Origin of the sequence: Pseudoduganella rhizocola, from assembly GCF_045984285.3 — a bacterium.
Classification (GTDB): domain Bacteria; phylum Pseudomonadota; class Gammaproteobacteria; order Burkholderiales; family Burkholderiaceae_D; genus Rugamonas.
Window position 1 is genome coordinate 676,169 of record NZ_JBJQIK030000001.1, and the last position, 24,244, is coordinate 700,412.

21 protein-coding genes are annotated in these 24,244 nt (G+C 63.4%); 3 read left to right on the forward strand and 18 right to left on the reverse strand.

What is annotated here, in order from left to right:
* The 3 genes from ACJRPG_RS03145 to fliF are packed head-to-tail and all read right to left on the reverse strand — an operon-like array spanning position 1 to position 3,530.
* The gene (locus ACJRPG_RS03145; protein WP_407998585.1) at positions 1 to 762 is read right to left on the reverse strand and encodes a flagellar assembly protein FliH; all 762 of its coding nucleotides are present in this window, start codon (positions 760 to 762) and stop codon (positions 1 to 3) included.
* 32 nt (positions 763 to 794) lie between these two features.
* Complete coding sequence (gene fliG, locus ACJRPG_RS03150; protein WP_407998586.1) at positions 795 to 1,796, reverse strand: flagellar motor switch protein FliG; 1,002 nt, start codon at positions 1,794 to 1,796, stop codon at positions 795 to 797.
* Between the two features lie 18 nt (positions 1,797 to 1,814).
* The gene (gene fliF / locus ACJRPG_RS03155) at positions 1,815 to 3,530 is read right to left on the reverse strand and encodes a flagellar basal-body MS-ring/collar protein FliF (RefSeq protein ID WP_407998587.1); all 1,716 of its coding nucleotides are present in this window, start codon (positions 3,528 to 3,530) and stop codon (positions 1,815 to 1,817) included.
* Between the two features lie 246 nt (positions 3,531 to 3,776).
* Here fliF and fliE point away from each other — a divergent pair, with 246 nt between their 5' ends.
* Positions 3,777 to 4,136, forward strand: a complete 360-nt coding sequence (gene fliE / locus ACJRPG_RS03160) for a flagellar hook-basal body complex protein FliE (RefSeq protein WP_407998588.1) — start codon at positions 3,777 to 3,779, stop codon at positions 4,134 to 4,136.
* A 31-nt stretch (positions 4,137 to 4,167) separates the two neighbouring features.
* On the opposite strand, the gene ACJRPG_RS03165 is transcribed toward fliE, so the two are convergent.
* From ACJRPG_RS03165 to ACJRPG_RS03220, 12 genes are all read right to left on the reverse strand, one after another.
* Entirely contained in the window at positions 4,168 to 4,938 is a 771-nt protein-coding gene (locus tag ACJRPG_RS03165) for a flagellar brake protein (RefSeq protein WP_407998589.1), read from the reverse strand.
* A complete protein-coding gene (locus ACJRPG_RS03170; RefSeq protein WP_407998671.1) occupies positions 4,938 to 5,285 on the reverse strand; it encodes an EscU/YscU/HrcU family type III secretion system export apparatus switch protein in 348 nt (115 codons plus the stop codon). Before ACJRPG_RS03170 ends, ACJRPG_RS03165 begins: the two co-directional genes overlap by 1 nt.
* Positions 5,275 to 6,711, reverse strand: a complete 1,437-nt coding sequence (gene fliK / locus ACJRPG_RS03175; protein WP_407998590.1) for a flagellar hook-length control protein FliK — start codon at positions 6,709 to 6,711, stop codon at positions 5,275 to 5,277. The genes ACJRPG_RS03170 and fliK overlap by 11 nt, the downstream gene beginning before the upstream one ends.
* A gap of 14 nt (positions 6,712 to 6,725) precedes the next feature.
* Positions 6,726 to 7,055, reverse strand: coding sequence for a flagellar protein FliT (locus ACJRPG_RS03180; protein WP_407998672.1), 330 nt, complete (start codon positions 7,053 to 7,055; stop codon positions 6,726 to 6,728).
* Between the two features lie 6 nt (positions 7,056 to 7,061).
* Complete coding sequence (gene fliS, locus ACJRPG_RS03185) at positions 7,062 to 7,517, reverse strand: flagellar export chaperone FliS (protein WP_407998591.1); 456 nt, start codon at positions 7,515 to 7,517, stop codon at positions 7,062 to 7,064.
* Between the two features lie 26 nt (positions 7,518 to 7,543).
* On the reverse strand, positions 7,544 to 10,180 hold the full coding sequence (gene fliD / locus ACJRPG_RS03190; RefSeq protein ID WP_407998592.1) for a flagellar filament capping protein FliD: 2,637 nt from the start codon (positions 10,178 to 10,180) through the stop codon (positions 7,544 to 7,546).
* Between the two features lie 232 nt (positions 10,181 to 10,412).
* Positions 10,413 to 10,793 carry a flagellar protein FlaG gene (locus ACJRPG_RS03195; protein ID WP_407998593.1) on the reverse strand — a complete coding sequence of 127 codons (381 nt, stop codon included), beginning with the start codon at positions 10,791 to 10,793 and terminating at the stop codon, positions 10,413 to 10,415.
* A gap of 82 nt (positions 10,794 to 10,875) precedes the next feature.
* Positions 10,876 to 12,363, reverse strand: a complete 1,488-nt coding sequence (locus ACJRPG_RS03200) for a flagellin N-terminal helical domain-containing protein (protein WP_407998594.1) — start codon at positions 12,361 to 12,363, stop codon at positions 10,876 to 10,878.
* A 317-nt stretch (positions 12,364 to 12,680) separates the two neighbouring features.
* Positions 12,681 to 15,545 (reverse strand): calcium-binding protein, encoded by a 2,865-nt coding sequence (locus ACJRPG_RS03205; RefSeq protein ID WP_407998595.1) that lies wholly within the window; start codon positions 15,543 to 15,545, stop codon positions 12,681 to 12,683.
* Between the two features lie 176 nt (positions 15,546 to 15,721).
* Positions 15,722 to 17,314, reverse strand: a complete 1,593-nt coding sequence (locus ACJRPG_RS03210; RefSeq protein WP_407998596.1) for a GGDEF domain-containing protein — start codon at positions 17,312 to 17,314, stop codon at positions 15,722 to 15,724.
* Positions 17,315 to 17,445: 131 nt separating this feature from the next.
* The gene (locus tag ACJRPG_RS03215) at positions 17,446 to 18,093 is read right to left on the reverse strand and encodes a response regulator (RefSeq protein ID WP_407998597.1); all 648 of its coding nucleotides are present in this window, start codon (positions 18,091 to 18,093) and stop codon (positions 17,446 to 17,448) included.
* A gap of 9 nt (positions 18,094 to 18,102) precedes the next feature.
* A complete protein-coding gene (locus ACJRPG_RS03220; protein WP_407998598.1) occupies positions 18,103 to 19,524 on the reverse strand; it encodes an ATP-binding protein in 1,422 nt (473 codons plus the stop codon).
* 51 nt (positions 19,525 to 19,575) lie between these two features.
* On the opposite strand from ACJRPG_RS03220, the gene greB reads away from it, so the two are divergent.
* Both greB and ACJRPG_RS03230 read left to right on the forward strand, forming a co-directional pair.
* Entirely contained in the window at positions 19,576 to 20,136 is a 561-nt protein-coding gene (gene greB, locus ACJRPG_RS03225) for a transcription elongation factor GreB (protein ID WP_407998599.1), read from the forward strand.
* A gap of 131 nt (positions 20,137 to 20,267) precedes the next feature.
* On the forward strand, positions 20,268 to 20,906 hold the full coding sequence (locus ACJRPG_RS03230) for a transposase (protein ID WP_407998600.1): 639 nt from the start codon (positions 20,268 to 20,270) through the stop codon (positions 20,904 to 20,906).
* Between the two features lie 56 nt (positions 20,907 to 20,962).
* On the opposite strand, the gene ACJRPG_RS03235 is transcribed toward ACJRPG_RS03230, so the two are convergent.
* The 3 genes from ACJRPG_RS03235 to gmk form a co-directional block, all read right to left on the reverse strand.
* The gene (locus ACJRPG_RS03235) at positions 20,963 to 23,242 is read right to left on the reverse strand and encodes a RelA/SpoT family protein (RefSeq protein ID WP_407998601.1); all 2,280 of its coding nucleotides are present in this window, start codon (positions 23,240 to 23,242) and stop codon (positions 20,963 to 20,965) included.
* Positions 23,243 to 23,309: 67 nt separating this feature from the next.
* Positions 23,310 to 23,513 (reverse strand): DNA-directed RNA polymerase subunit omega, encoded by a 204-nt coding sequence (gene rpoZ / locus ACJRPG_RS03240; RefSeq protein WP_107143459.1) that lies wholly within the window; start codon positions 23,511 to 23,513, stop codon positions 23,310 to 23,312.
* 27 nt (positions 23,514 to 23,540) lie between these two features.
* A complete protein-coding gene (gene gmk / locus ACJRPG_RS03245) occupies positions 23,541 to 24,182 on the reverse strand; it encodes a guanylate kinase (protein ID WP_407998602.1) in 642 nt (213 codons plus the stop codon).
* Positions 24,183 to 24,244 lie beyond the last annotated feature (62 nt).

Here is a 24,244-nt window from a genome sequence, read left to right on the forward strand (position 1 = left end):
TCAGCCCAGCCAGTCGAGGTCTCTGCCCAGCGCGTGGGTCAGCCGCGTCCAGCGCCCCTGCACGGTGGCATCGATCTGGTTGGTGGCGGTATCCACCTTGCAGCCGCCGCGTTCGATGGTGGGGTCTTCCACCACGCGCCAGCCGCCCTTGTCCAGTTCCTCGCCCAGCGCTTCGCGCACCACGGCGGCGTCTTCCGGATTCAGGGCCAGCATGGCGGGCTGCTGCAGCGAAGGCAGGTATTCCACCGCTTCGCGCACGATGGGGATCACCAGTTCCGGGCGCACCGGCAGGGCGGTGCGCAGCATGTCCCGGGCCAGGTGCAGGGCCAGTTCCAGCACCTCGCCGGAGATGGCCTGGTCGGCGCCGCGCAGGGCTTCGGCGAAGTTGGCCGACATGGCTTCCATCGGCGCCAGCAATTGTTCGGTGGCGGCGCGGCCGGCGTCCAGCGCGGCACTCTGGCCGGCTTCGTGGCCGGCCTTGTAGCCGTCTTCATAGCCCTGCTGGCGCGCTTCCTCGCGGATGGCGGCCAGTTCCTCCTCCGTCGGATACTGGGGCGGCGGCGGGGCGTTCAGGTAGGCTTCGTATTCGGCCTGGCGGGCGGCTTCCTCGGCGGCTGCGGCTTCCGCCTCGGCGGCGGCGCGCGCGGCCGCTTCCTCCTCCTCGCGCTGGCGCGCGGCGAGCGAACTCGGCCGCAGGTCCCCGAAGGACTTCATCTCCCAGCGCTGGAATGCCGTCTGCTGTTCTTTCGGAATATGGGCCAAACCGTGTTTCCTCTATGTCCTCTGGGTTTTGCTTAGATGAAGGAATCTTCGCCCTTGCCGCCGAGGACGACCTGGCCTTCGTCGGCCAGGCGGCGCACGATCTGCAGGATCTGCTTCTGCTGTGCTTCCACCTCGGACAGGCGCACCGGTCCCTTCGATTCCAGGTCTTCGCGCATCATTTCGCCGGCGCGCGCCGACATGTTCCTGAAGATCTTCTCGCGCAGTTCCTGCGAGGCGCCTTTCAGCGCAATGATCAGCATCTCCGATTGTACTTCGCGCAGCAGCAGCTGGATGCCGCGGTCGTCCACGTCGATCAGGTTGTCGAACACGAACATCTCGTCCATGATCTTCTGCGCCATGTCGTTGTCGTAGTTCTTGATATTGTCCATCACCGAGTTTTCCTGCTCGCCGCTCATGAAGTTCAGGATCTCGGCCGCCGCGCGCACCCCGCCCAGCGTGGACTTCTTGATGTTTTCATTACCCGACAGCAGCTTGGTCAGCACGTCGTTCAGCTCGCGCAGCGCGGCCGGCTGCACGCCGTCCAGGGTGGCGATACGCAGCACCACGTCATTGCGCAGGCGGTCGGTAAAGTGTCCCAGAATTTCGCAGGCCTGGTCGCGCTCCAGGTGCACCAGGATGGTGGCGATGATCTGCGGGTGTTCATTGCGGATCAGCTCGGCCACCGAGTTCGAGTCCATCCACTTCAGGCTCTCGATGCCGGAAGCGTCCTTGCCGCCGAGAATGCGCGACAGCAGCACGGAGGCCTTGTCGTCGCCCAGCGCCTTGGTCAGCACCTGGCGGATGTATTCGTCCGAATCCAGGCCCACGGTGGAGGCGGCGGCGGTCTCGTCGCGGAAATCGTCGAGCACGCTCACCACCTGCTCGTGCGGGATGTTCTTCATGGTGGCCATGGCCGCGCCCAGCTTCAGCACCTCGCGCGGGCCGAGGAATTTCATGACCTCGGCGGCCTCGGTTTCGCCCATCGCCAGCATCAGGATGGCGGCTTTCTGCAGTCCGGTATTTTCGGTGCTCATGATTGCTTGACCTTCGGTTTAGTCGTTGTTGCCGATCCACGCCTTGATGACGTTGGCCACGATGCGCGGATCGTTCTCCGCCAGTTTCTTCGCCAGCGCCAGGTTGTCGCGGTAGGTGCGGGCCGTGCTTTCTTCCAGTTCCGCCATCTGCTGCGCGATGATCTCCTCCGGCGTCGGGCCCGGCGGCTCGATGATTTCCGGCTCTTCCGGTTCCGGCTCCGGCGTATTGATCTCGTCGATCTTCTTGAACACCGGGCGCATCATCGGGCGCACGATGCGCAGCACGATGTACAGCAGGATCAGGGCCGTGATCAGGAATTTCGCCAGCTCCTTGGCCAGCGGCAGGTTGGCCGGATCGCGCCACCATTCCAGCGGCACTTCGGCGTCGCGGTCCACGCCGTCGAAGGGCGCATTGGCCACGCTGACGGAATCGCCGCGGTCCTGGTTATAGCCCATGGCTTCGCGCACCAGGCTGTTGATCTTGTTCATTTCCTCGGCGCTCAGCGGACGCACCGTGACCTTGCCCGTGGTCTTGTCCACGATGCGGCGGTAGTTCACCACCACGCCCACGGTCATGCGCTTCAGGCCGGCCATGGCCTTCTGCTCGTAGCGCACGGTCTTGTCCACTTCGTAATTGGTGGTGGATTCCTTGTGGCTGTTGTTCGACGACGTGGCCACCTGGCCGGCCGGCGTGCCGGGGGCAGGGGCTTCGATCGGCGCGGTGGCGTCCGGCGGCGGCTGGTTCGACAGCGCGCCCGGCACGCCGCTCGGATTGGCATTCTGGTTGCCGCTGGTTTCGCTGCTCTGCTGGCTGCGGATGGCGGAGGCGGCCGGCGGCGAATTCGGCTTGTACATCTCGGCCGCCTGCTCGATCTGCGAGAAGTCCACATCGGCCACCGCCTCGGCGCGCACATTGCCTTCGCCCACGATCGGCGTGATGATCGATTCCACCTGCTTGATGACCTGCTTCTGCAGCTCCTGCACGTATTTCAGCTGGCTCGCGTCCAGGTTCTTGGCATTATTGCCGGCGCTGCCGTTCTTGTTCAGGTCCGACACCAGCGCGCCGGACTGGTCCACCACGGTCACATTGGCCGGGCTCAGTTCCGGCACCGAGGAGGCCACCAGGTGCACGATGGCGCTGGTCTGGGCCGGGTCGATGACGCGGTTCGGGTGCAGGTTCAGCAGCACGGAAGCGGTCGGCTTCTGCTGCTCGCGCACGAAGACGGAAGGTTTCGGCAGCGCCAGGTGCACGCGGGCCGACTGCACGGCGGCGATCGACTCGATCGAGCGCGCCAGCTCGCCCTCCAGCGCACGCTGGTAATTGACCTGTTCCAGGAACTGGGACACGCCCAGCTTCTGGTTTTCCATCAGCTCGAAGCCCACATTGCCGCCTTTCGGCAAGCCCTGCTGGGCCAGGCGCAGGCGCACATCGTGCACCTGTTCCGATGGTACGAGGATGGCGCCGCCGCCCTCGGAGAATTTGTGCTTGACCTGCATCTGGTCCAGCGCCGCCGTGATGGCGCCGCCGTCGCGGTCGCTGTAATTGGAGAACAGGACCTTGTAGTCGGGCTCCTTGTTCCACAACCACAGGATCAGCAGGATGGCCAGGATGCCGGCGACGGCGCCGCCGCGCATCAGGTTCTTGCCCATGGGGGTCTGGAAGAAGGGAAGCTTCTCCTCAGTCTGCGCTTCAGCTGGGGCGTCGATATCGAGTTGTTCGGCGGCTGCTGCCATGAGTGGTATCCGAATGTCTGGTTATAGGTCTGGGTCCACGCAGACGGAGCGGGACATACAGCACATTATCGGCGGCGCAAGCAAGTTTCGATCGGAGGAATAGAAGGCCGTTTCCCGTCCTGCTCCTGCCAGCGGCTGGCGCCGGCGCTGATATTCTGGAAGCCTGACAGTGCAAGTAGGCATTGTAGCGCGGACGCGGCGGGAAACCGGCACTGTGTTCCGCTACAGCAACAAAATGGAGTCAAGATGAAAACAGGCGGCATCGACAGCAGCCAGATCCAGGCCATGATTGCCCAGCTGAAGGCAGCGGCCCAGCGTCCCGAGGCGCTGGCCCCCGGCGTGCTGCGCCCGGACGCGGCCAATGCCGCCCAGCCTTCCACCAAGGTCGATTTCTCGGCCACGCTGAAGGGCGCGCTGGATGCGGTGGCGGAAAGCCAGAACAAGGCCCAGGACCTGGGCAAGCGCTTCCAGATGGGGGACGACTCGGTCAACCTGTCGGACGTGATGATCCAGATGCAGAAAGCCAGCATCAACTTCCAGGCCACCGTCCAGGTGCGCAACAAGCTGGTGCAGGCCTACCACGACATCATGAACATGCAGGTGTGAGCAAAAAAAAAGGAGCCGCCGGCTCCTTTTTTTATCCCAGCCCGGCCATGCGGGCGTTGCGTTCGCGTTCCAGCTTGGTGATGTAGCGCTGCACGGCGTTCAGGGCGCCGCGGCTCAGGTCCACGAACTGGCAGCCGAGGCGCCGGTTCGCTTTGTTGTTGAGCATGGTGATCTCGTGCGCGCTGCGGATTTCGAGGTCGGTGGTGATCGGGCCGGTGTCCGGCAGGTCGATGCGGCAGTTCTTGAACACCATGCCCGGCGTATCGCCCAGCACGCACTTCGGGTCCAGGATGGCAATGCCGCCGCAGCTGATGTCGGCCAGCGGGAAGGTGTTGTCGCCGCCGCCCAGTTCCACCGGAATCGGAATGTGCACGCGCACCGGATTCGTGACGGGCGTGGGCATGCGGTAGTACTCGCGGCGCTGCAGGCGGATCATGGTGGGCGGAATCGCCACCTTCATGGCCGGGGCGCCGTCGTACTGCAGCGGCTCCGCGCCGTCGCTGGAGAACAGGATGCGGATCTTGTCCAGCGAGGTTTCAAACTGCAAGGAACTGGCGGCCAGCACGCGGCGCGTCTGGTCCATGCTGATCGGGCAGTCCAGCACCATATAGCCCAGGTCCGGCTCCACATCCAGGATGGTAGTGACGGCCACATCCGCCTCGCCGCGCACGAGCATGCGCAGCAACTGGTTCTTTTCTCCGATGCTGCGGAGGAGGGCAATGATCTCCCGGCGCGACTCCACCTCGTAGTCGTGCCAGTTCTCCATTTCCGCATCGAAATTGATAGGCTGCTGCGCTTGCATCAAATACCGTTTTCTGAGGTGTGTTCGTTAGGTGCGCGCAGTTCGGGTGCCGGGGGCGGGGGCAGTCCAGACTTTTGCGCCGATTCAATATGATATAGCCAGGCCAGCAGTTCCGCAATCGCCCTGTATAGCATGGGCGGGATCTGGCTGTCCAGGTCTACATCCATCAGCAAGGATACCAGTTCCTTCGACTCATGGATGAATACGCCGTGCTCTTCTGCAACAGCTATGATCTGTTCTGCAACCAGTCCGCGTCCCTTGGCGACGACTTTTGGTGCCCGCGTGCCTTCCTTGTAGGCCAGCGCAACCGCGCTTTGCAGGGGGCGGCGCGGATCCTCACGTTCCATCATTGCCGCCCTCCGCCTGGATGCTCAGCGAGGACAGCGGCGCCCCGGCCGCCTCCATGGCCTGCTGCAGGACGCCGGCCCAGGCGCGCAGCGTGGCCGCCGTGTCGTCCGACCCCGATTCCACCTGCAGGTGCACCTGGCCGCCGGCCAGCGTGACATTGGCCGACACCTTGCCCAGCAGGGGGAAACGGAAGCGCACCCCGCTGCGCCACACCGGCTCGGATGCCGCCTCGTCCTGGCCGCCGCCGGATTGCTGCTCCTGCTGCTCGCGCCGCACTTCCCATTGCATGGGCTGGCCCGGCCAGGCTTCGCCCTGCCACTGCACGCGCGCCTGCTCGTGGGTGTGCAGCTGCTGGTTGATCATCTGCGCGGCGCTCAGGTCGGGGCCGCCCGCCAGTTTGGCCAGCGCCTCATTGCCTGCCGAAGCCTGCTGCTGGGCCAGGCGCTGCATCTGCGGCTCGCGCGCCAGGTCCTGCAGCGGACGTTTGCCCTGCGCCCACTCGGCCACATGGGATTCGTAGAACAGGCCGCTGTCGCCCAGGGCCCGGTGCAGGCCGGCGCTCAGCTGTTCGGGGTCCGGCGCGCCGCCCGCCACCAGCGGCGTCTTGCCGTTGATGGTCACGGGCACGCCGGGCGCGGTATAGGCGGTGCTGAGGACATTGGCAATGGCCCTGGCCGCCGGACTCAGCGTGGCTTGCGGCGCATTGCGCCCGAGCTCGGGCAGCTGTTCGGCCGGCGTCAGCGGCGCCTTGCTGAGCAGGGCGGCGGCCGTGCTCAGGGGGCGGTTCGCCGCGGCGCTGCCGGGCGGCGCGGCATCCGGTCCGGCGCCGTCGCCCGCAATGGCGGCAGGCGGCCCGCCCCGCAGGCCGCCTGCCGCGCCGGGCAGCGGAACATTCTGCGCGCCGGCGGCAAGGGGATTGGCTGGCATCCCGCCCTGCGCGGCGGCGGGCGGCTGGGTTGCGGGCGGTGCGGCCGGCGCGGGCTGGCCGGCCTGCGGCAGCGTGCCGGGGCGCGGCTGGGCCTGCGAGGGCAGCAGGGCGCTATTGTCGGCGGCCGGCGCGGGCGCGGCAGCCGGTGTGCCCGGTGCGGCGGGCGCCTGCTGCGCGGATGGCGTGAACACAGCGGAGGCCTGCACCGGCTGGGAGCCGACCTGGAAGGTAGGGCGCGGCTGGACCGACACCAGCGTCATCGGCAATTCGGCGCCCACCTCGGTGCCGCCGGGCAGCACCATGCGGGCATTGGTGTCGGCGACGCGGACCAGGAAACTGCCGTCGTCCATCTTCGCCAGCACCTGGCCATTGAGGGATTGGCCGACCAGCGGCTGCAGGGCGCGCTGGAAGGCAGCCTGGCGCGGGTCGGCTAGGGAGGGAGCAGGGCCCGGCGGCGTGAGCGGACGGACCCCGGGGGCGTCAAGGCGCGTTACCACGACGCCCGCCCGGATCAGACGCCGCCGTAGGCGTTAGCGAGGCGGCGTTCGGTGCCGGTGCTGTTGATCAGGCGCGACAGCTGGGCCATCCATGGCATGGTCAGGTCGCGCACCTTGCGGTCGTCGTCCAGCATCTTGCGGATCAGCGAGACCTTGCGCTGGCGCTGCTCGCCATCCAGGGCCACCGCCTCTTCATTGCCTTTCAGCTGCTCGACGTGGGCGGTCACGCGCTGTTCCAGCGCTTCCAGCCGGTCCCAGTCGGCCGCGCTGGCGGCGGCTACCATCTGCCCGGTCAGTTCGCCCATGGCAGCGTAGGTCGAGAGTACTTCCTGATTCGTCATCATCATCCTTTATACGGCTGCGAGTACCGGGGTCTGTTTCTGGCCTGCGTCCAGGGCGGCGGCGCCCGGCGACTGCGCATCGCCGATCTGGTTCCAGGTGTCGCGCAGGTCGGCCAGCAGGCCGCGCACCTCTTCCAGCGCCGCTTCATCGTTCTGAATATTGCCGGTCAGCAGGCGGCTGCTCATGTATTCATACAGGGCGTCCAGGTTGAGCGCGATGGCGCCGCCCACTTCCTTGTCCAGGCTGGCGCGCAGGCCGTTGTCAATGATCTGGATCGCTTTCGAAATGGCCTTGCCTTTTTCCTGGATATTGCCGGACTTCATATGCGTCAGCGCATTCAGGATGGCCACGATGGCGCCGTCGTACAGCATGACGATCAGTTTATGGGGCGTCGCGGCGCCAACACCCGTTTCGAGGCCTACTTTGGCATAGGCGTTCACGCCGCGTTGAGGGTTTCCGAACATTAGTTCTCTCCTTGCTCTTCTGGTGCTTAGCTGTTGGCTGCCAAGGCGGCCAGTTGCTGGGTAAGATAGGCTTGGGTCGTTTGCATCTGGGACAAACTGACGTCGAGCGCGGTGTACTGCTTGCGGTAGCGGGCCTCAATGGCATCCAGCTTTTCGGCGAATTTGTCGCGCTGCTTGGCGATGTCCTTGATCGACCGGTTGATGCCATCGGTACGGCTGGTCAGGGGGCCGGCCTTGTCGAGCAGCACCGTGCCTAAATTGTTCAGCTGGTAGGCATAGCCTTGGGAAAAACTCACCGTGCCACGATCCCCGGTGGCACCGCCAGTGATATCGATTTTCAGGCCTTCGATCGCCGTACCGGCCTGGCCGGTCAAGGTCTGGCCGTCGCCGGTGGCGGGCAGGCCGCCCAAAGTGCCGGAGACATTGGTGCCGACGACCGGCTCCGCACTGCCGAAAATGGATTTGTAGTCAGTGCCGGACACTGAGCTCAGGCCAATATTCGACGCCGATCCATATTTGGAGGACGCCAGCACCAGCTTGCCATCGGCATCGACGGTGGCTGTGACGGCGCTGCCAATCGAAGAGAAGGCGGGGGAGCCGTTGATCGACGATTGCAGCACCTTGGCCAGTTCCGCGGGCGTGTAGGTGCCGGCCGGGATCGTCACGCTGGCGATATTCACGCTCTTGCTGGGAATGGTGTCATTCAGTGTCAGCGACCACACAGTATCCGCGTCAATCGTGGTGGTGCCGGCCGGGTCGAGCGCTGCGTCGCTCGTCAGTGCACCCTGCGTCGCCATCTGGGTGATGTTCAGCGCATAGGTGCCCGGCTTGGTGGCTGCAGTCGAGCTGATAAAGCTCACCTGATTGTCGCTGGAGTCGCCAATGGCTCCGAACAGGGCGCCGATGTCGGCGAAATTGCTGTCGATGGCCTTCTGCAGTTTGCCCGAATCCAGCGACAGCGTGCCGTCCCGGCCGAAGGTAATGCCGATCTGCCCCAGATTGCTGAGGCTTCCGCTCAGGCCGGTAATCGGATTGCTGAGCATGCGCCGCAACTGCGACTGCACCGCCTGCGCCGTGGAGTCGCCTTGCAGCGGCCCGGCCGTTTCCGTGTCCGCATTGTAGCCGGTGAGCTTTTTCAGCATCCCGGCCAGATCGTTATAGGCTTTTACGAAGCCGTTCAGGTTGTCCTTCAGTTTGGACGTGTTCTGGCTGATGTTCAGACTGCTGCTACCGATTTTCGTTACCGTCAGCGTGACGCCCTGGATGGCTTCGCCGACATTGTTGGAATGGCTGGTCACGGCAATGCCGTTGACGTTCAGCTTGGTATCCAGCGCGGCCGCGGTCTGCATCATCTTCTGGTCCGCGCCCGGGTCGTAGCTCAGCAGGTCCGCCAGGGCGCTGTCGGCCGGATCGGCGCCGCTTCCGCTCAGCGAGATTTTCATTGACGAATTGGCGCCGGTTGCCGTCGAGGTCAGCACCAGGTGGTAAGGGTTGGCGCTGCCATCGGAGACGATGGTGGCTTTGACGCCCAGTCCGGCCTTGTTGATGGCGTCGCGGATGCCTTCGAGCGAGTTATTGGTCGCGTCGATCACCACGGTGCCGGAGGGCAGGGTGGCATCCTGGTTAAAGGCGCCGCCGCTGAGGTAGCTGCCGGCGGTGCCTGCGGTCAGGCCCGCCAGCGCGGGGTTGCTGCCGGCAATCGAAATCGGGCTGGCGTTGGTCGATCTGAGCGAAACGCCGCTGCCGGCGGTGACGCTGGAGCCGCCATTGATGTCGCTGCCATCTTTACCGAGGCCGCCGGTGACGGCGCCTACGCTGCCGCTCACCGATTCGCTGACGGTCAGATTGGCGCCATCGGCGCGGGTGAACACCAGATCGCCCCCTGCTGCCGTGCCGGTAAAGCTGATGCCGGCATTGGTCAGGGCCGACAGCTCGGGGCTGGGGCCGGCCAGCACGGCATCGATCGACGCCGCGCTGATGCCGCTGCTGTTCGGTCCCAGTGCCGCCAACTGCACGCCGCCCACGGTCAGGGCGTAGGTGCCATCGGCCCCGGTCGTGACATCGCCGAAGCTGGCGAACAGGTCGGCTGCACTACTCGCCGGGCGTGCCGTGGCAGTGACGCCGGTGGTGGCGCTCTTGGCGTTGATGGCTTCCGCCAGTGCGCGCGCGTTGGTCGTGTTGCCGTCGGTGACAATGGCGGTGCCGTTGACGATCAGCGAGCCGTTGCTGATTCCGCTGGAAAACACGCCGTTGCCCAGTGCATTGCCCGCCACGCCGAAATCGCCGCTGGTGTTGCCAAACTGGAAGGAAATCGTGGTCTTGCCGCCCAAGCCGATGGCCGACTTGCTGCTGAGGTGGCCGGCCGTGGTCAAGGTTTGCGCTTGCGCCAGTTGCGTCACATTGACGTTGTAGTTGCCCGCAACCGCCTTGGCGTTCACCGAAGCCGACAGGACGCTGGCGTCGCCGGCGGTGCCGGTCAATGCCTGGAAATCGGAGGCTTTGGTCAACCCCCCCAGGGCGCTCTGAAACACGCCGATGGCGCCGCTGAGGGAGCCGTAGGCACTCAGCGTAGCTTGGTAGGCCGCAGTTTTTTTGTCATACGCAGCCAGCGGCTTCGCTTCGGCCGCCATGAGTTGCGACACGATCGAGTTGACATCTAGCATGCCACCGGATGATGAGACTGCCGAAGTTGCCACGGTTTGCTCCTGAGAAAGCGATAATATAGGTCATTATCGGCAGATTCAAACGCGACTTGAGAGGGATAAAGTTGCACCAGTTCAGCCAATGGGCCGCCATGGGCGGGCGGCCGCCGTCTCATCAGGATAGCGCAAAATGGCACAGGCCGCCGTCCCGGAAAGGGAAGGGCAGCCAGGCGAAAGTGGGAGAACAGGTCGCTTACGCTTCCTGGCTGATCAGCATTCCCTTGCCGGTATCCAGCGATTTGGCGATCTGCAGCGCTTCCGGGGTCGGGATCTGGCGCAGCACTTCCTTGGTGTGCTGGTCGATCACCTTGACGATGGTGCGCTTGCTGTCGTTGTCGATGGAAAACTCCAGGCTTTGCGATTTGGACTGCACCGATTTGTTCAGCTGCTCCACGGCCGCTTCCAGTTCCTTCTGCGACGGCACGGCCGCCTTGGCCGTAACGGCCTGCACAGTTTCGGTGGCGGCGGCGGGTGCGCGGCCGGCGGCTTGCGCCACGGCCGTGGTATCGCCGGCGGCGAAGCTGCTGCGTTCGGTTTTATTGCCTGCGGCTGAGGCTATCGAATCGATAGTCATAAGGCCTCCTTGATGGTAAAAGTTCCCCGACTGGAAAAACCCAGGCGGGGAACCGCTTGCTTACTAATTGTTACGCTAGCGATTAGCCGCGCAGCAGGCTCAGCACGCCGTTTGGCAGCGAGTTGGCCTGGGCCAGCATGGCGGTACCAGCTTGTTGCAGGATCTGGCCGCGGGTCAGGCTTGCGGTTTCTGCAGCGAAGTCGGTATCGACGATACGGCTACGGGACGAGGACAGGTTCTCGGTCGTTGCGCTCAGGTTCGAGATCGCGGACGAGAAGCGGGACTGCAGTGCACCGTAGGATGCGCGCTGGTTGTTCACGGTTGCCAGGGCTGCGTCGGCAATCTTGATCGCCAGCTGGGCGCCGTCGAAGGTGGTCACGTCCAGCGAGGACACCGATTTGAGGGTCGATGCCTGTGCGGTGGTCGCGCCCGGGGCGCCCATGTCGAGACCGGTGCCGGCGTCGGTGATCGAGAAGCTGTTCTCCGAGTCGAAGGTCACACGGCCGAGCGAGACGGCAGGGCCGCCACCGGCGATGGAAACCGGAGCCGCATTCAGCGCAGGCGCTGCGCCCGCCACAGGCAGGGCGTAGGTCGACACGTTGAACGAGGTGGCTGCCGTGTTGGTGTTGTCGACGGTGATCGTTTCACCGGAAGCATGGGTCAACTTGATGCCGCCGTTGGTCTGATCGTATTCCGCCGTGATCCCGGTCTTGGCCGACTGGGCGTTGATGGCGGTGATGCCTTGTGCATAATCCGCTGCAACGGTGCCGGAGCCGCCCACAGTGAAGGAAATGCTCGCTGCCGCCGAAGTGTTGTCCCCGGTCAGGTCGAAAGTCACCGATTCGCCGGCAGTCATCTTGATGTTGACTTCGGTTTTCGCCGATGCCGTTACACCGGTGTCTGCGGTCAGCTTGTTGATGTTGGCAGCAATGGTCTTGGCGGAGTCGCCGACCGTGGTCGTGATCGTCTTGGAGCCGCGGGAACCGGACACGGTAACATCCGCGCTGACCGAAACGTTGGCCGCGTTGGATTGCACAGCAGCGTTTTCGTGACGGTTGTTGCCGTAGGTGCTGGTCAGGAAGTTGGCGCCATTGGCCGAAATCAGCTGGTTAGCGTCAGCGCCGATCTGGAAATTCGCCGTACCCATGGTGCCGTCCAGCAGCGCCTGGCCGTTGAAGGAGGTGGTTTGGGCAATACGGTTCAGTTCGGACGACAGCTGGGTCACCTCGGTTTGCAGGGCCTGGCGGTCGCTGGCCGAGTTGGTGGCGTTCGAGGACTGCACTGCCAGTTCGCGGATACGCTGCAGGATGTCGCCCGAGGAAGCCAGCGCGCCTTCAGCGGTTTGCGCCAGCGACACGCCGTCGTTGGCATTGCGGGTTGCCTGGGTCATGCCGCGGATCTGCGAGGACATACGGTCGGAAATCGCCAGACCTGCAGCATCGTCCTTCGCGCTGTTGATGCGCAGACCGGAGGACAGACGTTGCAGGGAGGTATTCAGGCTCATCTGCGACGAGCTCAGGTTGCGTTGCGAGTTCAGCGAAGCGATGTTGGTGTTGATAACTGAGGCCATGGTAATTCTCCAAAAAACTGGTATTACTGATTGGGCAGTTTGCTCTTTAACTTTGGCCCGCCACGCTGTTCCGTGACGATCAAGCCGCTGTTGTTTTGGGTAACGGTTTCCTCACGGGAAGCTTTAGAGTGGAATGAGGAGGAAAATTTGCGTTTTTCACTCTCAAGTGACGTCCTTGGCGCCCGCTTAAACGGCCCGGATTTGACGATCTTTAGGGCAAAAAAAAGTTTTTTTTGCGGCAGATTTTTTCCATGAGATGCGGGGCCAGGCAAGAAAAAAGGCGCCCGAAGGCGCCTTGGGAAATGCTGCCGGTGCTATTAATACAAGGCCAGCAGCTCGGCCGCCGTGTAGCTGACGCCATCAGCAAACAGGAAGCCTTCCACCGCGTTGGCTGCCACGAACTGGCCGGTGATGGTGACGCGCGCGCCGCCGGCATAGTCGATGATCAGGTTGTTGCTCGACTGGGTGGCAGCCACGATGCCCGAGGTGGCCACATCTTCGAAGACCAGGACGTCGATGCCGCCCGCCGTATCCGCAGCATTCACCGTATCGGTGCCGCCGCCGGCGCGCAGGATGACGGTGTCGTTGCCATTGCCAAGCACATAACTGTCATTGCCCACGCCGCCATCCAGGACATCGTCGCCATCATTGCCGGTGAGGGTATCGTTGCCGTCGCCGCCATAGAGCGTGTCATGGCCGAGCCCACCCGTCAGAGCGTCGGCGCCCAGATCGCCATACACGATGTCATCGCCGGCGCCGGCGGTGATGGTGTCGTTGCCGGCGCCCGCCTGGATATGTTCACCATGCGCGGTAAAAGTCATATTGTCGCCACTCGCGGTCAGGCTGATGTCGTAATAGGCCAGCAGCTGGTCGATCGTCAGGCTCGTGTCAGCAAACTGGACCAGCTGGAACTCATTGCTGACGAGCCCGAAGAAGCCGGCCACAGTCACCCGGTCGCCGCTCCCGTAATCGATGAGTAAGTCGGTCGCAGTGCGGCTGAGACCGCTCAATTGGTCGTGGTTGATGTACAGGAACTCCAACGCCTTCACGACGCCCGCCGTAGTGTCGGTGGCGACGACCCGGTCCTGGCCGTCCCCCGCAGAGAAACGGTACACGTCATTGCCGCCGCCGGTACTGCCGGTCAGGGTATCGTTGCCGGTGCCCCCTTCCAGCGTGTCCGAACCGGCGCCCCCCGTCAGGTTGTCGTTGTCGGCGCCGCCAAACAGATAGTCATCCCCGGTTTCGCCGTTCAGCGAGTCGTTGCCGGCATCGCCCACCAGGCTGTCGTTGCCGATGCCACCCATCAGGGTATCCAGGCCATCGCCGCCGAATAGCTGGTCATGGTCGGCCTCTCCGCTCAGGGTGTCGTTGCCGAGATCGCCATAGATGGTGTCGTTGCCGGCACCTCCTTTGACGGTATCGTTCCCTGCGCCTGCACGGACCAGCTCGGCGTGCACCGTGAAGGTCAAGTTATCAGCGGCAGTACTGAGGTCGATGCCATATGCCTGGACCAGTTCGTCGTAGCTCAGCGTAGCGTCTGCGAAGGCGAAGGTATTCAGTTCATTTGCGGCCGCCGCGAAGTGCGATACCAGAGTGATCTGATCGGAGGCGCCATAGCCGAGCTGCAGATCGCTGCCCACCCTACGTAGATAGCTGAGCTGGTTCGCATTAATGTCCTCGAACTGGATGGTCTTGACGAGGCCCGTGGTGGCATCCTGAGAACTGACGCGGTCGACGCCGTCGCCCGTTCGGAACACGAAGGTATTGCTGCCGCTCGAGCCAGTCAGGCTGTCATTGCCGGTGCCGCCGTACAGCACGTCGTCGCCGGTCGAACCTCCCTCAAGGGTATCGTTGCCAGCGCCGCCATACAGCACGTCGTTGTCGGCATCGCCGTTCAGGGAATCGTTGTCATTGCCGCCGTAAAGCACATCCTGGCCGGCGTTACCGCGCAGTGTATCGAGGCCATCGCCTCCATCGACGGTATCGTTGCCGTCCTGTGCCGTGAGATTGTCATTACCGGCCTCGCCATAGAGCTGGTCGTTGCCGGCCCGCAGCGTAATGGTGTCATTTCCGGCGCCGGCGTAGACCACGAGATCGAGGTCGTACAGGAATTGAATCTGATCGGGATTGTCCGTCAGACTGATCGGGTAGTGGCTGAGCAGCTGCTGGGTATCCCACTGTGTCCCGTCGGCGAATTCGAAGATCGTCAGCGATTGCGTATTAAAGTGGCCATTCAGAGTGACCTGGTCGCCAGCGCCATAGCGGATGGTGAGATTCAGGCCGCTTCGTTGCAGCGAAACGATCTGGTCGGACAAGATGTCGGCAAACCGGACGATGGTGGTAGCACCCGCTACGTCGGCCACGTTCGCACTGTCGATCCCGTCTCCTGTGGAGAACACATAAATGTCGTTGCCAGTCTTGCCATCGATGGCGTCGTTGCCTTGGCCGCCCACCAATACATCGTCGCCAGCGCCACCATCGATCAGATCATCGCCGCCGCCCGCCATGATGGTGTCATTACCACCGTCAGCCAGAATGCGCTCGCTGATGTCCTTGAACACCGGGGCATCATCGTAATCGCTGAGGTGGATGGGTTTTAGTGCAAGAAACTCAGCGAAGCTGTACGTCCTCAGCAGCGAAGAGACCGGGCTTTGCTTCAGTACAAAATAGTCGATTTCATAATCGGCGCCGGCATACTGGTTCTTTAAGGTAACCTGGCTTGCAGCAAGGCCCGTCCAGCTCAATACCAGGTCTTCCCCCACGCGTTTAACTTCCAGACTGGTCAGATCAACGGTCGGAAGTGTAAAGGTATCAACGGAGCCAGGGGTATTGTCATCATTATCAATAATATCCGTGCCCGAATCGAGATCGAAAATATAATTATCATTGCCCGCCCCGCCGCTGAGCGAATCGTTACCCAGACCGCCGTTCAGCGTGTCGTCCCCGTCTTCGCCTGATAGCATATCGTCGTACCCGGCAGAGGTACCCGTATCGCCGTTCAGGATATCGTTGCCATTACCGCCGAACAGAGTGTCGTTTCCGGAGTTGCCACTGAGGGTGTCGTCACCCGCACGGCCGTAGAGGGTATCCTCACCGTCGAGGCCGTAGAGCGAATCGGCATCGGCTGTACCTTCCAGATAATCGGGGCCATCCGTCGGCGTGGATAGTAATGAAACAGTCATATTCTCTCCATAAATATAAACGATCGGGAGAGGGATTATGTGGCCTGATAATTGGCATGACAAGCGATATATGTAATGTGGGAATTGGTGATAATTAATATTGTATTATTATGAATAAAAATAATGTCAATAAAAAATCCCGGCCTTGCCGGGATTTTTAGCTGAGAAGAGATAATTTAATCGGCAACCACCACGCGGTTTTTACCGGTCTTTTTGGCCGTGTACATGGCCGCGTCGGCGCGCTTGACCAGCTCGGTCTGGTCCTCATGCGGGCGGCGCAGGGCCACACCGGCCGAGAAGGTGATCAGCACCTTCTCGTTTTCATGCATGAAGAAGTGGCGCGTCAGTTCGCGCTGCAGGCGGGTCATGGTGGCCACGGCGGCCTCGATGGTGGTTTCCGGCAGCAGGATCAGGAATTCCTCGCCGCCGAAGCGGGCGATCACGTCCATCGAACGCAGCGTGTCCTTGACGATCTTGACCAGGTGCTTGAGGGCGCCATCGCCGGCGATGTGGCCGTAGGTATCGTTGAGCTTCTTGAAATCGTCGAGGTCCAGCACGGCGATGCACAGCGGTGTGTTGCGCCGTTCCGAACGGGCCGTTTCGCGCTCGAACACATCGTCCAGGCCGCGGCGGTTCAGGCTGCCCGTCAGCTGGTCTTCGCGCACCAGCTCGCTCATATGCTGCAGCTTGGCTTCCAGCTGGTGGATGCGCTCTTCCGCTTCCTGCACTTCCTGGCGTGCGGACACCATATTGTCGCGCGCCTTCAGCGCCTCGTCCTGCACCAGGCGGGTTTCGGTCAGCACCTCGTCGAGGATCTTGTTCAGTTCGGTGATATTGTCGGCCTTGCTGATCTTGGCCGAATAGCCGCCGATCTTCTCGTGGAAGCTGCCGGTGGAGGCGGCCACGGTGCCGAGGCGGTCGATAAAGGTCATCATCATGTTCTTGACGGTGGCCTTGACGTCGGCGATGCCATGCTTGAGCTGGCCCTGCTTGTAGATCACGTCCTTCAGGCTGCGCGTGGCTTCCTCCAGCGCGCGCTGGTCGATCGGGCCGGCGATCAGGTTCTGCACGGCATCGATCTGGCCGCGCAGCCAGGAGTCGTCGTCCAGCAGGCCGCTGACGTTTTCCAGCAGCAGGCGGAACAGGCGCAGCAGCAGTTCCTGCTGCTCGCCCAGGTCGCCGCTGCGCAGCTCGATCTGGTAGCACAGCTGCTTGAGGCGCACGGCGATTTCGGACAGCGCCGCTTCGGTATGCGCTTCCTTGGTGGCGGCGCCCAGGGCTTCGGCTTCCTCCACCAGCTTGGGGGTGCCCGCCAGCAGCGAAGCGACGGCGAAGGTGAGGGTGCGGCTCAGCAGGTCGCGCAGCAGGCGGGTCTGTTCGTTTTCCGGCAGCGGCGCCAGTTCGATGCCGGTGCTTTTCTTGACCGGACGCTCGGCCAGCTCGGACAGGGTGCGCGCATAGGCGTCCCAGTCGCGCGCCTTGACCGCGCGGTTGAAGCGGCGGCCGAACTCGGCCAGGTCGCCCGGCTGTTCGGTCAGGCGCGCGGCAAACTGGCCCAGCATTTTCTCGGCGCCATCATCGGCGGCCGGGGCCGCCACCGGGCCCACGGCCGGCGCCGGCGCGGGCGGGCGCACCCCCGCCACCTCGTAATACAGCTCGGCATACGCTTCGGGTGTCGGCGCAATACGGCGGGTGGCCAGCAGGCGGAAGGCCTCGCGGGCGATCTCGGCCGGATTTCCCTGGCCGGGGGAGGTGGTTTTGCTCGACATCTGCGGTGCTGCCTTTACAAAAGATTACCGATAGCCTGCATCTTAGGTTACTGCTGAGCTAGCCAATGCGCGGAAAAGCGGGCACTTCGGCACTTACTTTATGACATGGCTTTTGCCTTGAAAGCAACACGTCAGTCGATCAGGTGGTTGCGGATCGCATAATGCGTGAGCTCCGCACTGTTCTTCAGCTTCATCTTCACCAGCAGCCGGGCGCGGTACTCGCTGACCGTCTTCACCGACAGCGACAGCTCCTTGGCGATGGCGCCCACCGTCAGGCCGGAGGCGATCATGGTCAAGGTCTGGTACTCGCGGTCCGACAGCGTTTCATGCAGGGCCGCCTCGTGGTCGTCGCCGACATGGCGGGCCAGTTCCTGGGCCAGCGCCGGGCTGATGTATTTCAGGCCGCCGGCCACCGTGCGGATCGCGTTCACCAGCTCGCGCGGCGCGCTCTGCTTGGTCAGGTAGCCTGCCGCGCCCGCCTTCAGCGAACGGATCGCATACTGGTCCTCGCGGTGCATGGACAGCATCAGCACCTGCAGTTCCGGCTTCTCCTTCTTCAGCTGCTTGAGCACCTCGATGCCGTTCCGGTCCGGCATCGAGATATCCAGCAGCACCACATGGCAGCCCGACTTGCGGAACAGGCGCAGGGCATCGCTGCCGTTTTCCGCCTCGCCTGCCACGACAATATCCTTGGTATCCGCCAGGATCTGCTTCAGTCCCTCGCGCACGATGGCATGGTCGTCGGCGATGAAGACTTTGATGACGGCTTTTTCTGACATGCACTCTCGCTATTTCGTTACGGCTGCTTCGGCTATTGTAGCGTCCTGGACACGGTCGGGGCGGGGAATCTTGATCGCCACCACGGTTCCGCCGCCCGGCGCGTGGCTCAGCGTTAACGCCCCGTTCAGCGCCCGGGCGCGCTCGGCCATGCCGCGCAGGCCGAAACTGTCCCGCTTTGTGCGGTCGGCGGGGCGGATGCCGACCCCATTGTCCGTGATCTTCACACTGATATGGTGGCGCGTCCGGGACAGGCGCACCGCCACGCGTCCCGCTTTCGCGTGCTTGGCGATATTGGTCAGCGCCTCCTGCACGATGCGGAACAGGGCGGTGGCCTGGTCCGGGTCCAGCTCCATGTCTTTCTCGTTGGACTGGAAGCTGCAGGCCAGGCCGGCCTGGCTGGCGAACTCCTTCACCTGCCATTCCAGCGCCGCCACCAGGCCGAAATCGAGGATGGAAGGGCGCAGGTCGAGGGTAATGCGGTGCACGGCATCGATGGTGCGGTCCACCAGCGCATCGACATAGGCCGCCTTCTCGTGGATGGCCTCATCGTCGGGCAGGCGCGCCGCCAGCATGGCCAGCGCCATCTTGATGGCGGTAAGGTTGCCGCCGAGGTCATCGTGGATCTCGCGCGCGATGCGGGTGCGTTCCTGCTCCTTCACCTTCTCGCTGTGCGCGCTCAGCTCGGCCAGGCGGGCGCGGCTGGCGCGCACCTCCATCTGCTCCAGCTTGGACTCGGTGATATTGGTCATGATGCCCTCCCACTGCACCACGCCGTCGGGCAGGGGGTGCGGGGTGGAGCGCAGGTTAATCCACTTCACATCCTTCCAGGCATCGATCCAGATGCGGCCCTCCCAGTTCCAGCTCCACTGCGACGCGGCCGAGGCGCGCATCGATTCCAGGTAGGACGCGCGGTCATCGGCCAGCACCAGCTGCAGGAAGCGTTCGGGCGCCGCATGCAGGGTTGCGGCGCTGACGCCCAGCAGGGCCTGGCAGCCCTCGCTCAGGTAGGGAAATTCGACGCGCCCGTCCGGATGCAGGCGGAACTGGTAGACCAGGCCCGGCGTGTGGGACACGATGGCATCGAAGCGCGACTGCACCTGCTGCAGCGCATCGCGCGCTGCGCGGTCCTCGGCGCTCAGCAGCAGCAGGGTGCGGCCATCGCCGTGCACGGGCTGCAGGCGCAGGGTGACGGCATGGCCGCTGCCGTCGGCGCGGCGCAGGCGGGCCTGCTGCTCGGCGCCGTCGGGCAGGGGCGTGGGCGACACCAGGGCGGTGAGGGCGAGGCCGGGCAGGTCCCGCGGCGCGTAGCCGCTGGCCTGCAGCGCGGCCGGATTGGCGGCGACGCAGCGCTGGGACTGGGGATCGAACAAAAACAGCTCCGAGCGCGTGCTTTGCCAGATTGCATCCAGGCAGGAGAGGGCTTGGCTCATAAGTGTGTACAATCGGTCAGCATTCGCTGGATGATACGTGACACCTGCACCATGAACAAAGCATTCGTAAAAGAAACCGAGAACGACGACGAAGACGAGATGCCGGGCGCGCCCCCGATCCCGCCGGGCGCGAAAAACTACCTGACGCCGGCCGGCTATGCGGCCATCAAGGCCGAGCTGCTGCAGCTGATCGACGTGGAGCGGCCGGAAGTGGTGAAGGTCGTGCACTGGGCCGCCTCGAACGGCGACCGCTCGGAGAACGGCGACTACATCTACGGCAAGCGCCGCCTGCGCGAAATCGACCGCCGCATCCGCTTCCTGACCAAGCGCCTGGACCTGGCGGAAGTGGTGGATCCCGGCGTGCACCACGGCAGCGACCAGATCTTCTTCGGCGCCACCGTGACCTACGCGAACAGCGCAGGCGAAGAAAACACGATCACGATTGTCGGCATTGACGAATTCGACCCGCTGAAAGGCAAGGTCAGCTGGATCTCCCCGATCGCCCGCACGCTGACCAAGGCGCGCGAAGGCGACACCGTGACCCTCCACACCCCCAACGGCCCCGAAGAGCTGGACATCCTCTCCGTCTCCTACCCCGAAAAAGTTTCCTAGAAATTGGGGACAGACCCGGATTTTAGAAATTAGGGTCTGTCCCCAATTTTCTGGCAACTATTTGCGCTGCGGCAGGATATAGGCCGGGCTTGCGGCGCATGATGGCCGGAACCGGGACGAAAGGAGGATGTATGCCACGCGGCGCGCGCATACTGCTGGCCGGGGCTCCTTTGCATATCGTGCAGCGGGGGCATAACCGGCAAGCCTGCTTTTTCAAGCAGACGGACTATCTCTTCTACCTGAACCTGCTTCAGGACTTTTCCGCTCAGATGAGCTGTCCCATCCATGCCTATGTGCTGATGACGAACCACGTTCACGTGCTGGCGTCGTTTTCCATGGTGGCGGATATCGCCTGCATGATGAAAGGCGTTGCACAGGAATATGCGCAGTTCGTGAACCGCTGCCACGAGCGCAGCGGCGCCCTGTGGGAGGGGCGCTACCATTCCTGCCCGGTGCCTACGGAGCGCTATCTGCTGGCTTGCCAGCGCTATATCGAATTGAATCCGGTACGTGCAGGGATGGTCGCCGGGCCGGAAGGGTACCGCTGGTCGAGCTTTAACGGCAATGCCGGTTATCAGTATGATCCTCTGCTGACGCCCCACGTCCTGTACCAGGGCTTGGGCAGCACGCAGGAAGAGCGGCAGGAAAACTATCGCCAGTCCTTCGGCAAGGAGTTGACCGCCTTCCAGCTCTCGGAGCTGCGCGACAGCATCAATGGCGGGAGGATTCCCGGCATGGGCCGTCCCAAACGCGGCCGCCCTAAAAAATAGGGACAGACCCGGATTTCCAAAATCCGGGTCTGTCCCCAATTTTCAGGCAACTTTTCTCAGGCGCGCTCGCGGCTGACGCGGTTGACGCCGGCGACTTTGCGGACGTTGCGCAGCAGGCCGGCCAGGTGCACGCGGTCCTTGACCTGGATCGTGAAGCGCAGCTGGTGCAGCACGTGCTCGCTGTCCTCGTCCATGCCCACAAAGGTGATGTTGCCGTCCGATTCGCCGATCTCGGCCGCCACGCGCGCGAGGATGCCTTTTTCGTTGTTGATCAGCAGGCGGATACGGCTGTCGAAGCGGCGGTTCAGTTCCGTGCCCCACTTCACGGGGATCCAGCGGTCCGGCTCCTTGTCGCGGTGGCGCTTGGCCACCGAGCAGTCCGCCGTGTGCACCTGCAGGCCCTGGTCGCGCCGCAGCTGGCCGATGATCTGGTCGCCCGGAATCGGCAGGCAGCACGGCGCCAGCTGGACCGAGACGCCTTCGCTGCCGTAAATCGTGACCGGGTCGAGGTCGGCCGCGCTGTTGTGGTCCACCGGCACGCTCGACGATTCCCCGCCCAGCAGGCCGAAGATGTGCCGCGCCACCAGCGCCGCCATGCGCTTGCCGATGCCGATGTCGGCATGCAGCTCGTCCATCGACTTCGCGCTCGATTCGTTGAGCAGCCTTTCCACCAGCGGCTCCGGCAGCTCGGGCGCCACGCCGATGGCGTTCAGCGCCTGCGTCAGCAGCTGTTTGCCGAGGCCGATCGATTCCGGCAGGTTGATGGTGCGCAGATGGTGCCGGATCGCGGAACGCGCCTTGCCGGTGCGGACAAAACTCAGCCAGCTCGGCGACGGCCGCGAATTATTGTCGGTGACGATTTCCACAATGTCGCCATTGCGCAGTTCCGTGCGCAGCGGCGCCGGTTCGCCGTTGATCGTCACCGAGACCGTGTGGTCGCCAATGCCCGTGTGGATCGCATACGCAAAGTCGATCGGCGTGGCGCCGCGCGGCATCGCGATGATCTTCGATTTCGGCGTGAACACGTACACGGAATCGGGGAACAGGTCGACCTTCACATGTTCCAGGAATTCGGCCGAATCGCCGGTCTGCTGCTGGATGTCGAGCAGCGACTGCAGCCAGGCATGGGTGCGCTGCTGCATGTCCGACATATTCATGTCGCCCGTCTTGTACAGCCAGTGCGCCGCCACGCCCGATTCGGCGGTGCGGTGCATTTCCTGGGTGCGGATCTGGAATTCCACCGGCGTGCCGTAAGGGCCGATCAGCGTCGTATGCAGCGACTGGTAGCCATTCAGCTTGCGGATGGCGATGTAGTCCTTGAACTTGCCCGGCATCGGCTTGTACAGCGAGTGCAGGGTGCCCAGCGCCACATAGCAGTTGGGGAAGTTGTCCACCACCACGCGGAAGCCGTACACGTCCAGCACCTGCGAGAAGGACAGGTGCTTGGAGCGCATCTTCTTGTAGATGCCGTACAGCGTTTTCTCGCGCCCATATACCTCGGCCGGAATGTTCGCCATCGCCAGCGTATTCTTCACCGAGTCCATGATCTTGCTGACCACTTCGCGCCGGTTGCCGCGCGCCGCCTTCACGGCTTTGGCCAGCACGTGGTAGCGCATCGGGTAAAGATGTTCGAAGGAGAGGTCCTGCAGCTCGCGGTAGATGTTGTTGAGGCCAAGGCGGTGCGCAATCGGCACATACACTTCCATGGTCTCGCCGGCGATGCGGCGCTTCTTGTGCGGCGCCATCACGTCCAGCGTGCGCATATTGTGCAGGCGGTCGGCCAGCTTGATGAGGATGACGCGCACGTCCGATGCCATGGCCAGCAGCATCTTGCGGAAGTTTTCCGCCTGCGCTTCGATCTGGCTCTGGAATTCGATTTTCTCCAGCTTGGACAGGCCGTCCACCAGGTGCGCCACCGGCGCGCCGAAGCGTTCGATCAGTTCGTCCTTCTTGACGTCCTGGTCTTCCATCACATCGTGCAGCAGCGCGGCCATGATGGCCTGCGCGTCCAGCTTCCAGTCGGCGCAGATTTCGGCGACGGCGATGGGATGCGAGATATACGGCTCGCCCGATTTGCGTACCTGCCCCAGGTGCATCTCGTCCGAAAAACGATAGGCTTCCTTGACCTTTTTCAGGTCCGCCTCGGCCATGTACTCGGCCAGCTTTTCGGTCAGGTGGGTGATGGTGGCTACGCCCGCGGTCACAGTGGGGGCAGCAAGGGGGGAGGTAGGGATGGCCGGAGCTGCGGGTGCAGCAGCTTCCGGCCTGGACTTCGCCGATCGTCGCGCCCGCCGGGGCGCTTCAGTGATGCCGGGATCGGCTGGTGTCAGGTTCATGGTTGATCGCAGAGACAAGAATCGGGAACCTGTGACAACGACAACTCAGGGAACGCAGGTTCCCAGCTTACATTGGGACCTTTTTCAGCATTTCCAGGCCGACCTTGCCGGCAGCGATTTCGCGCAGGGCCAGCACGGTCGGCTTGTCCTTGGCTTCCACTTTCGGGGTATGGCCTTGCAGCAGCTGGCGGGCGCGGTAGGTCGCGGCCAGGGTCAGCTGGAAGCGGTTAGGCACATTCTGCAGGCAATCTTCGATAGTAATACGGGCCATTTACAACTCCTGATGTCAATACGGTATTTATTCGGCGGCGGTGGCATGGATGCCCAGCTGGGCAAACAGCGCTGCACTGCGGGCGGCTTGTTGCGCGAACCGGCAACGGGCCGATCGGACGATCGCGCTCAGCTCGGACAAGGCGACCGGAAACTCTTCATTGATAATAACATACTCGAACTCCGGCGCGTGGGCGATTTCGCCGCCCGCAGCCAGCAGGCGCCGCGTAATCACATGCGGTTCGTCCTGCCCGCGCTTGTTGAGGCGTTCTTCCAGCGCCGCGATCGAGGGCGGCAAAATGAAGATGCCGGCCGCCTGCGGGAACTGCTTCTTGACCTGGCGCGCACCCTGCCAGTCGATCTCCAGCAGGATGTCGGTGCCGGCCTTCATCTGCTCTTCCACGAAGATGCGCGAGGTGCCGTAGTAGTTGCCGTGCACTTCGGCCCATTCCAGGAATTCGCCTGCTTCGGCACGCGCCACGAAGTCCTGCGGCGTGGTGAAGAAGTATTCGCGGCCGTGCTCCTCGCCCGGACGCGGCGCGCGCGTGGTGGTCGAGATGGAGAGCTTGATGGCCGGCTCCTGCGCGAGCAGGGCGTTCACCAGCGTGGATTTGCCGGCACCGGAAGGTGCGGCGACCATGAACAGGCTGCCAGAGAAGTGTTGGCTCATAAGAAATAGTGATCTGCGTGGGCGCTCGCCCAAAAACGTATTTTACCAAGAGGAATCAACAA

Excerpts from the sequence above, each read along its gene's own strand:
- fliG (WP_407998586.1), bottom strand. The coding sequence starts at position 1,796 with ATGAGCACCGAAAATACCGGACTGCAGAAAGCCGCCATCCTGATGCTG.
- fliF (WP_407998587.1), bottom strand. The coding sequence starts at position 3,530 with ATGGCAGCAGCCGCCGAACAACTCGATATCGACGCCCCAGCTGAAGCG.
- fliE (WP_407998588.1), top strand. The coding sequence starts at position 3,777 with ATGAAAACAGGCGGCATCGACAGCAGCCAGATCCAGGCCATGATTGCC.
- ACJRPG_RS03165 (WP_407998589.1), bottom strand. The coding sequence starts at position 4,938 with ATGCAAGCGCAGCAGCCTATCAATTTCGATGCGGAAATGGAGAACTGG.
- ACJRPG_RS03170 (WP_407998671.1), bottom strand. The coding sequence starts at position 5,285 with ATGGAACGTGAGGATCCGCGCCGCCCCCTGCAAAGCGCGGTTGCGCTG.
- ACJRPG_RS03180 (WP_407998672.1), bottom strand. The coding sequence starts at position 7,055 with ATGATGACGAATCAGGAAGTACTCTCGACCTACGCTGCCATGGGCGAA.
- fliS (WP_407998591.1), bottom strand. The coding sequence starts at position 7,517 with ATGTTCGGAAACCCTCAACGCGGCGTGAACGCCTATGCCAAAGTAGGC.
- fliD (WP_407998592.1), bottom strand. The coding sequence starts at position 10,180 with ATGCTAGATGTCAACTCGATCGTGTCGCAACTCATGGCGGCCGAAGCG.
- ACJRPG_RS03195 (WP_407998593.1), bottom strand. The coding sequence starts at position 10,793 with ATGACTATCGATTCGATAGCCTCAGCCGCAGGCAATAAAACCGAACGC.
- ACJRPG_RS03200 (WP_407998594.1), bottom strand. The coding sequence starts at position 12,363 with ATGGCCTCAGTTATCAACACCAACATCGCTTCGCTGAACTCGCAACGC.
- ACJRPG_RS03205 (WP_407998595.1), bottom strand. The coding sequence starts at position 15,545 with ATGACTGTTTCATTACTATCCACGCCGACGGATGGCCCCGATTATCTG.
- ACJRPG_RS03210 (WP_407998596.1), bottom strand. The coding sequence starts at position 17,314 with ATGTCGAGCAAAACCACCTCCCCCGGCCAGGGAAATCCGGCCGAGATC.
- ACJRPG_RS03215 (WP_407998597.1), bottom strand. The coding sequence starts at position 18,093 with ATGTCAGAAAAAGCCGTCATCAAAGTCTTCATCGCCGACGACCATGCC.
- ACJRPG_RS03220 (WP_407998598.1), bottom strand. The coding sequence starts at position 19,524 with ATGAGCCAAGCCCTCTCCTGCCTGGATGCAATCTGGCAAAGCACGCGC.
- greB (WP_407998599.1), top strand. The coding sequence starts at position 19,576 with ATGAACAAAGCATTCGTAAAAGAAACCGAGAACGACGACGAAGACGAG.
- ACJRPG_RS03230 (WP_407998600.1), top strand. The coding sequence starts at position 20,268 with ATGCCACGCGGCGCGCGCATACTGCTGGCCGGGGCTCCTTTGCATATC.
- ACJRPG_RS03235 (WP_407998601.1), bottom strand. The coding sequence starts at position 23,242 with ATGAACCTGACACCAGCCGATCCCGGCATCACTGAAGCGCCCCGGCGG.
- rpoZ (WP_107143459.1), bottom strand. The coding sequence starts at position 23,513 with ATGGCCCGTATTACTATCGAAGATTGCCTGCAGAATGTGCCTAACCGC.
- gmk (WP_407998602.1), bottom strand. The coding sequence starts at position 24,182 with ATGAGCCAACACTTCTCTGGCAGCCTGTTCATGGTCGCCGCACCTTCC.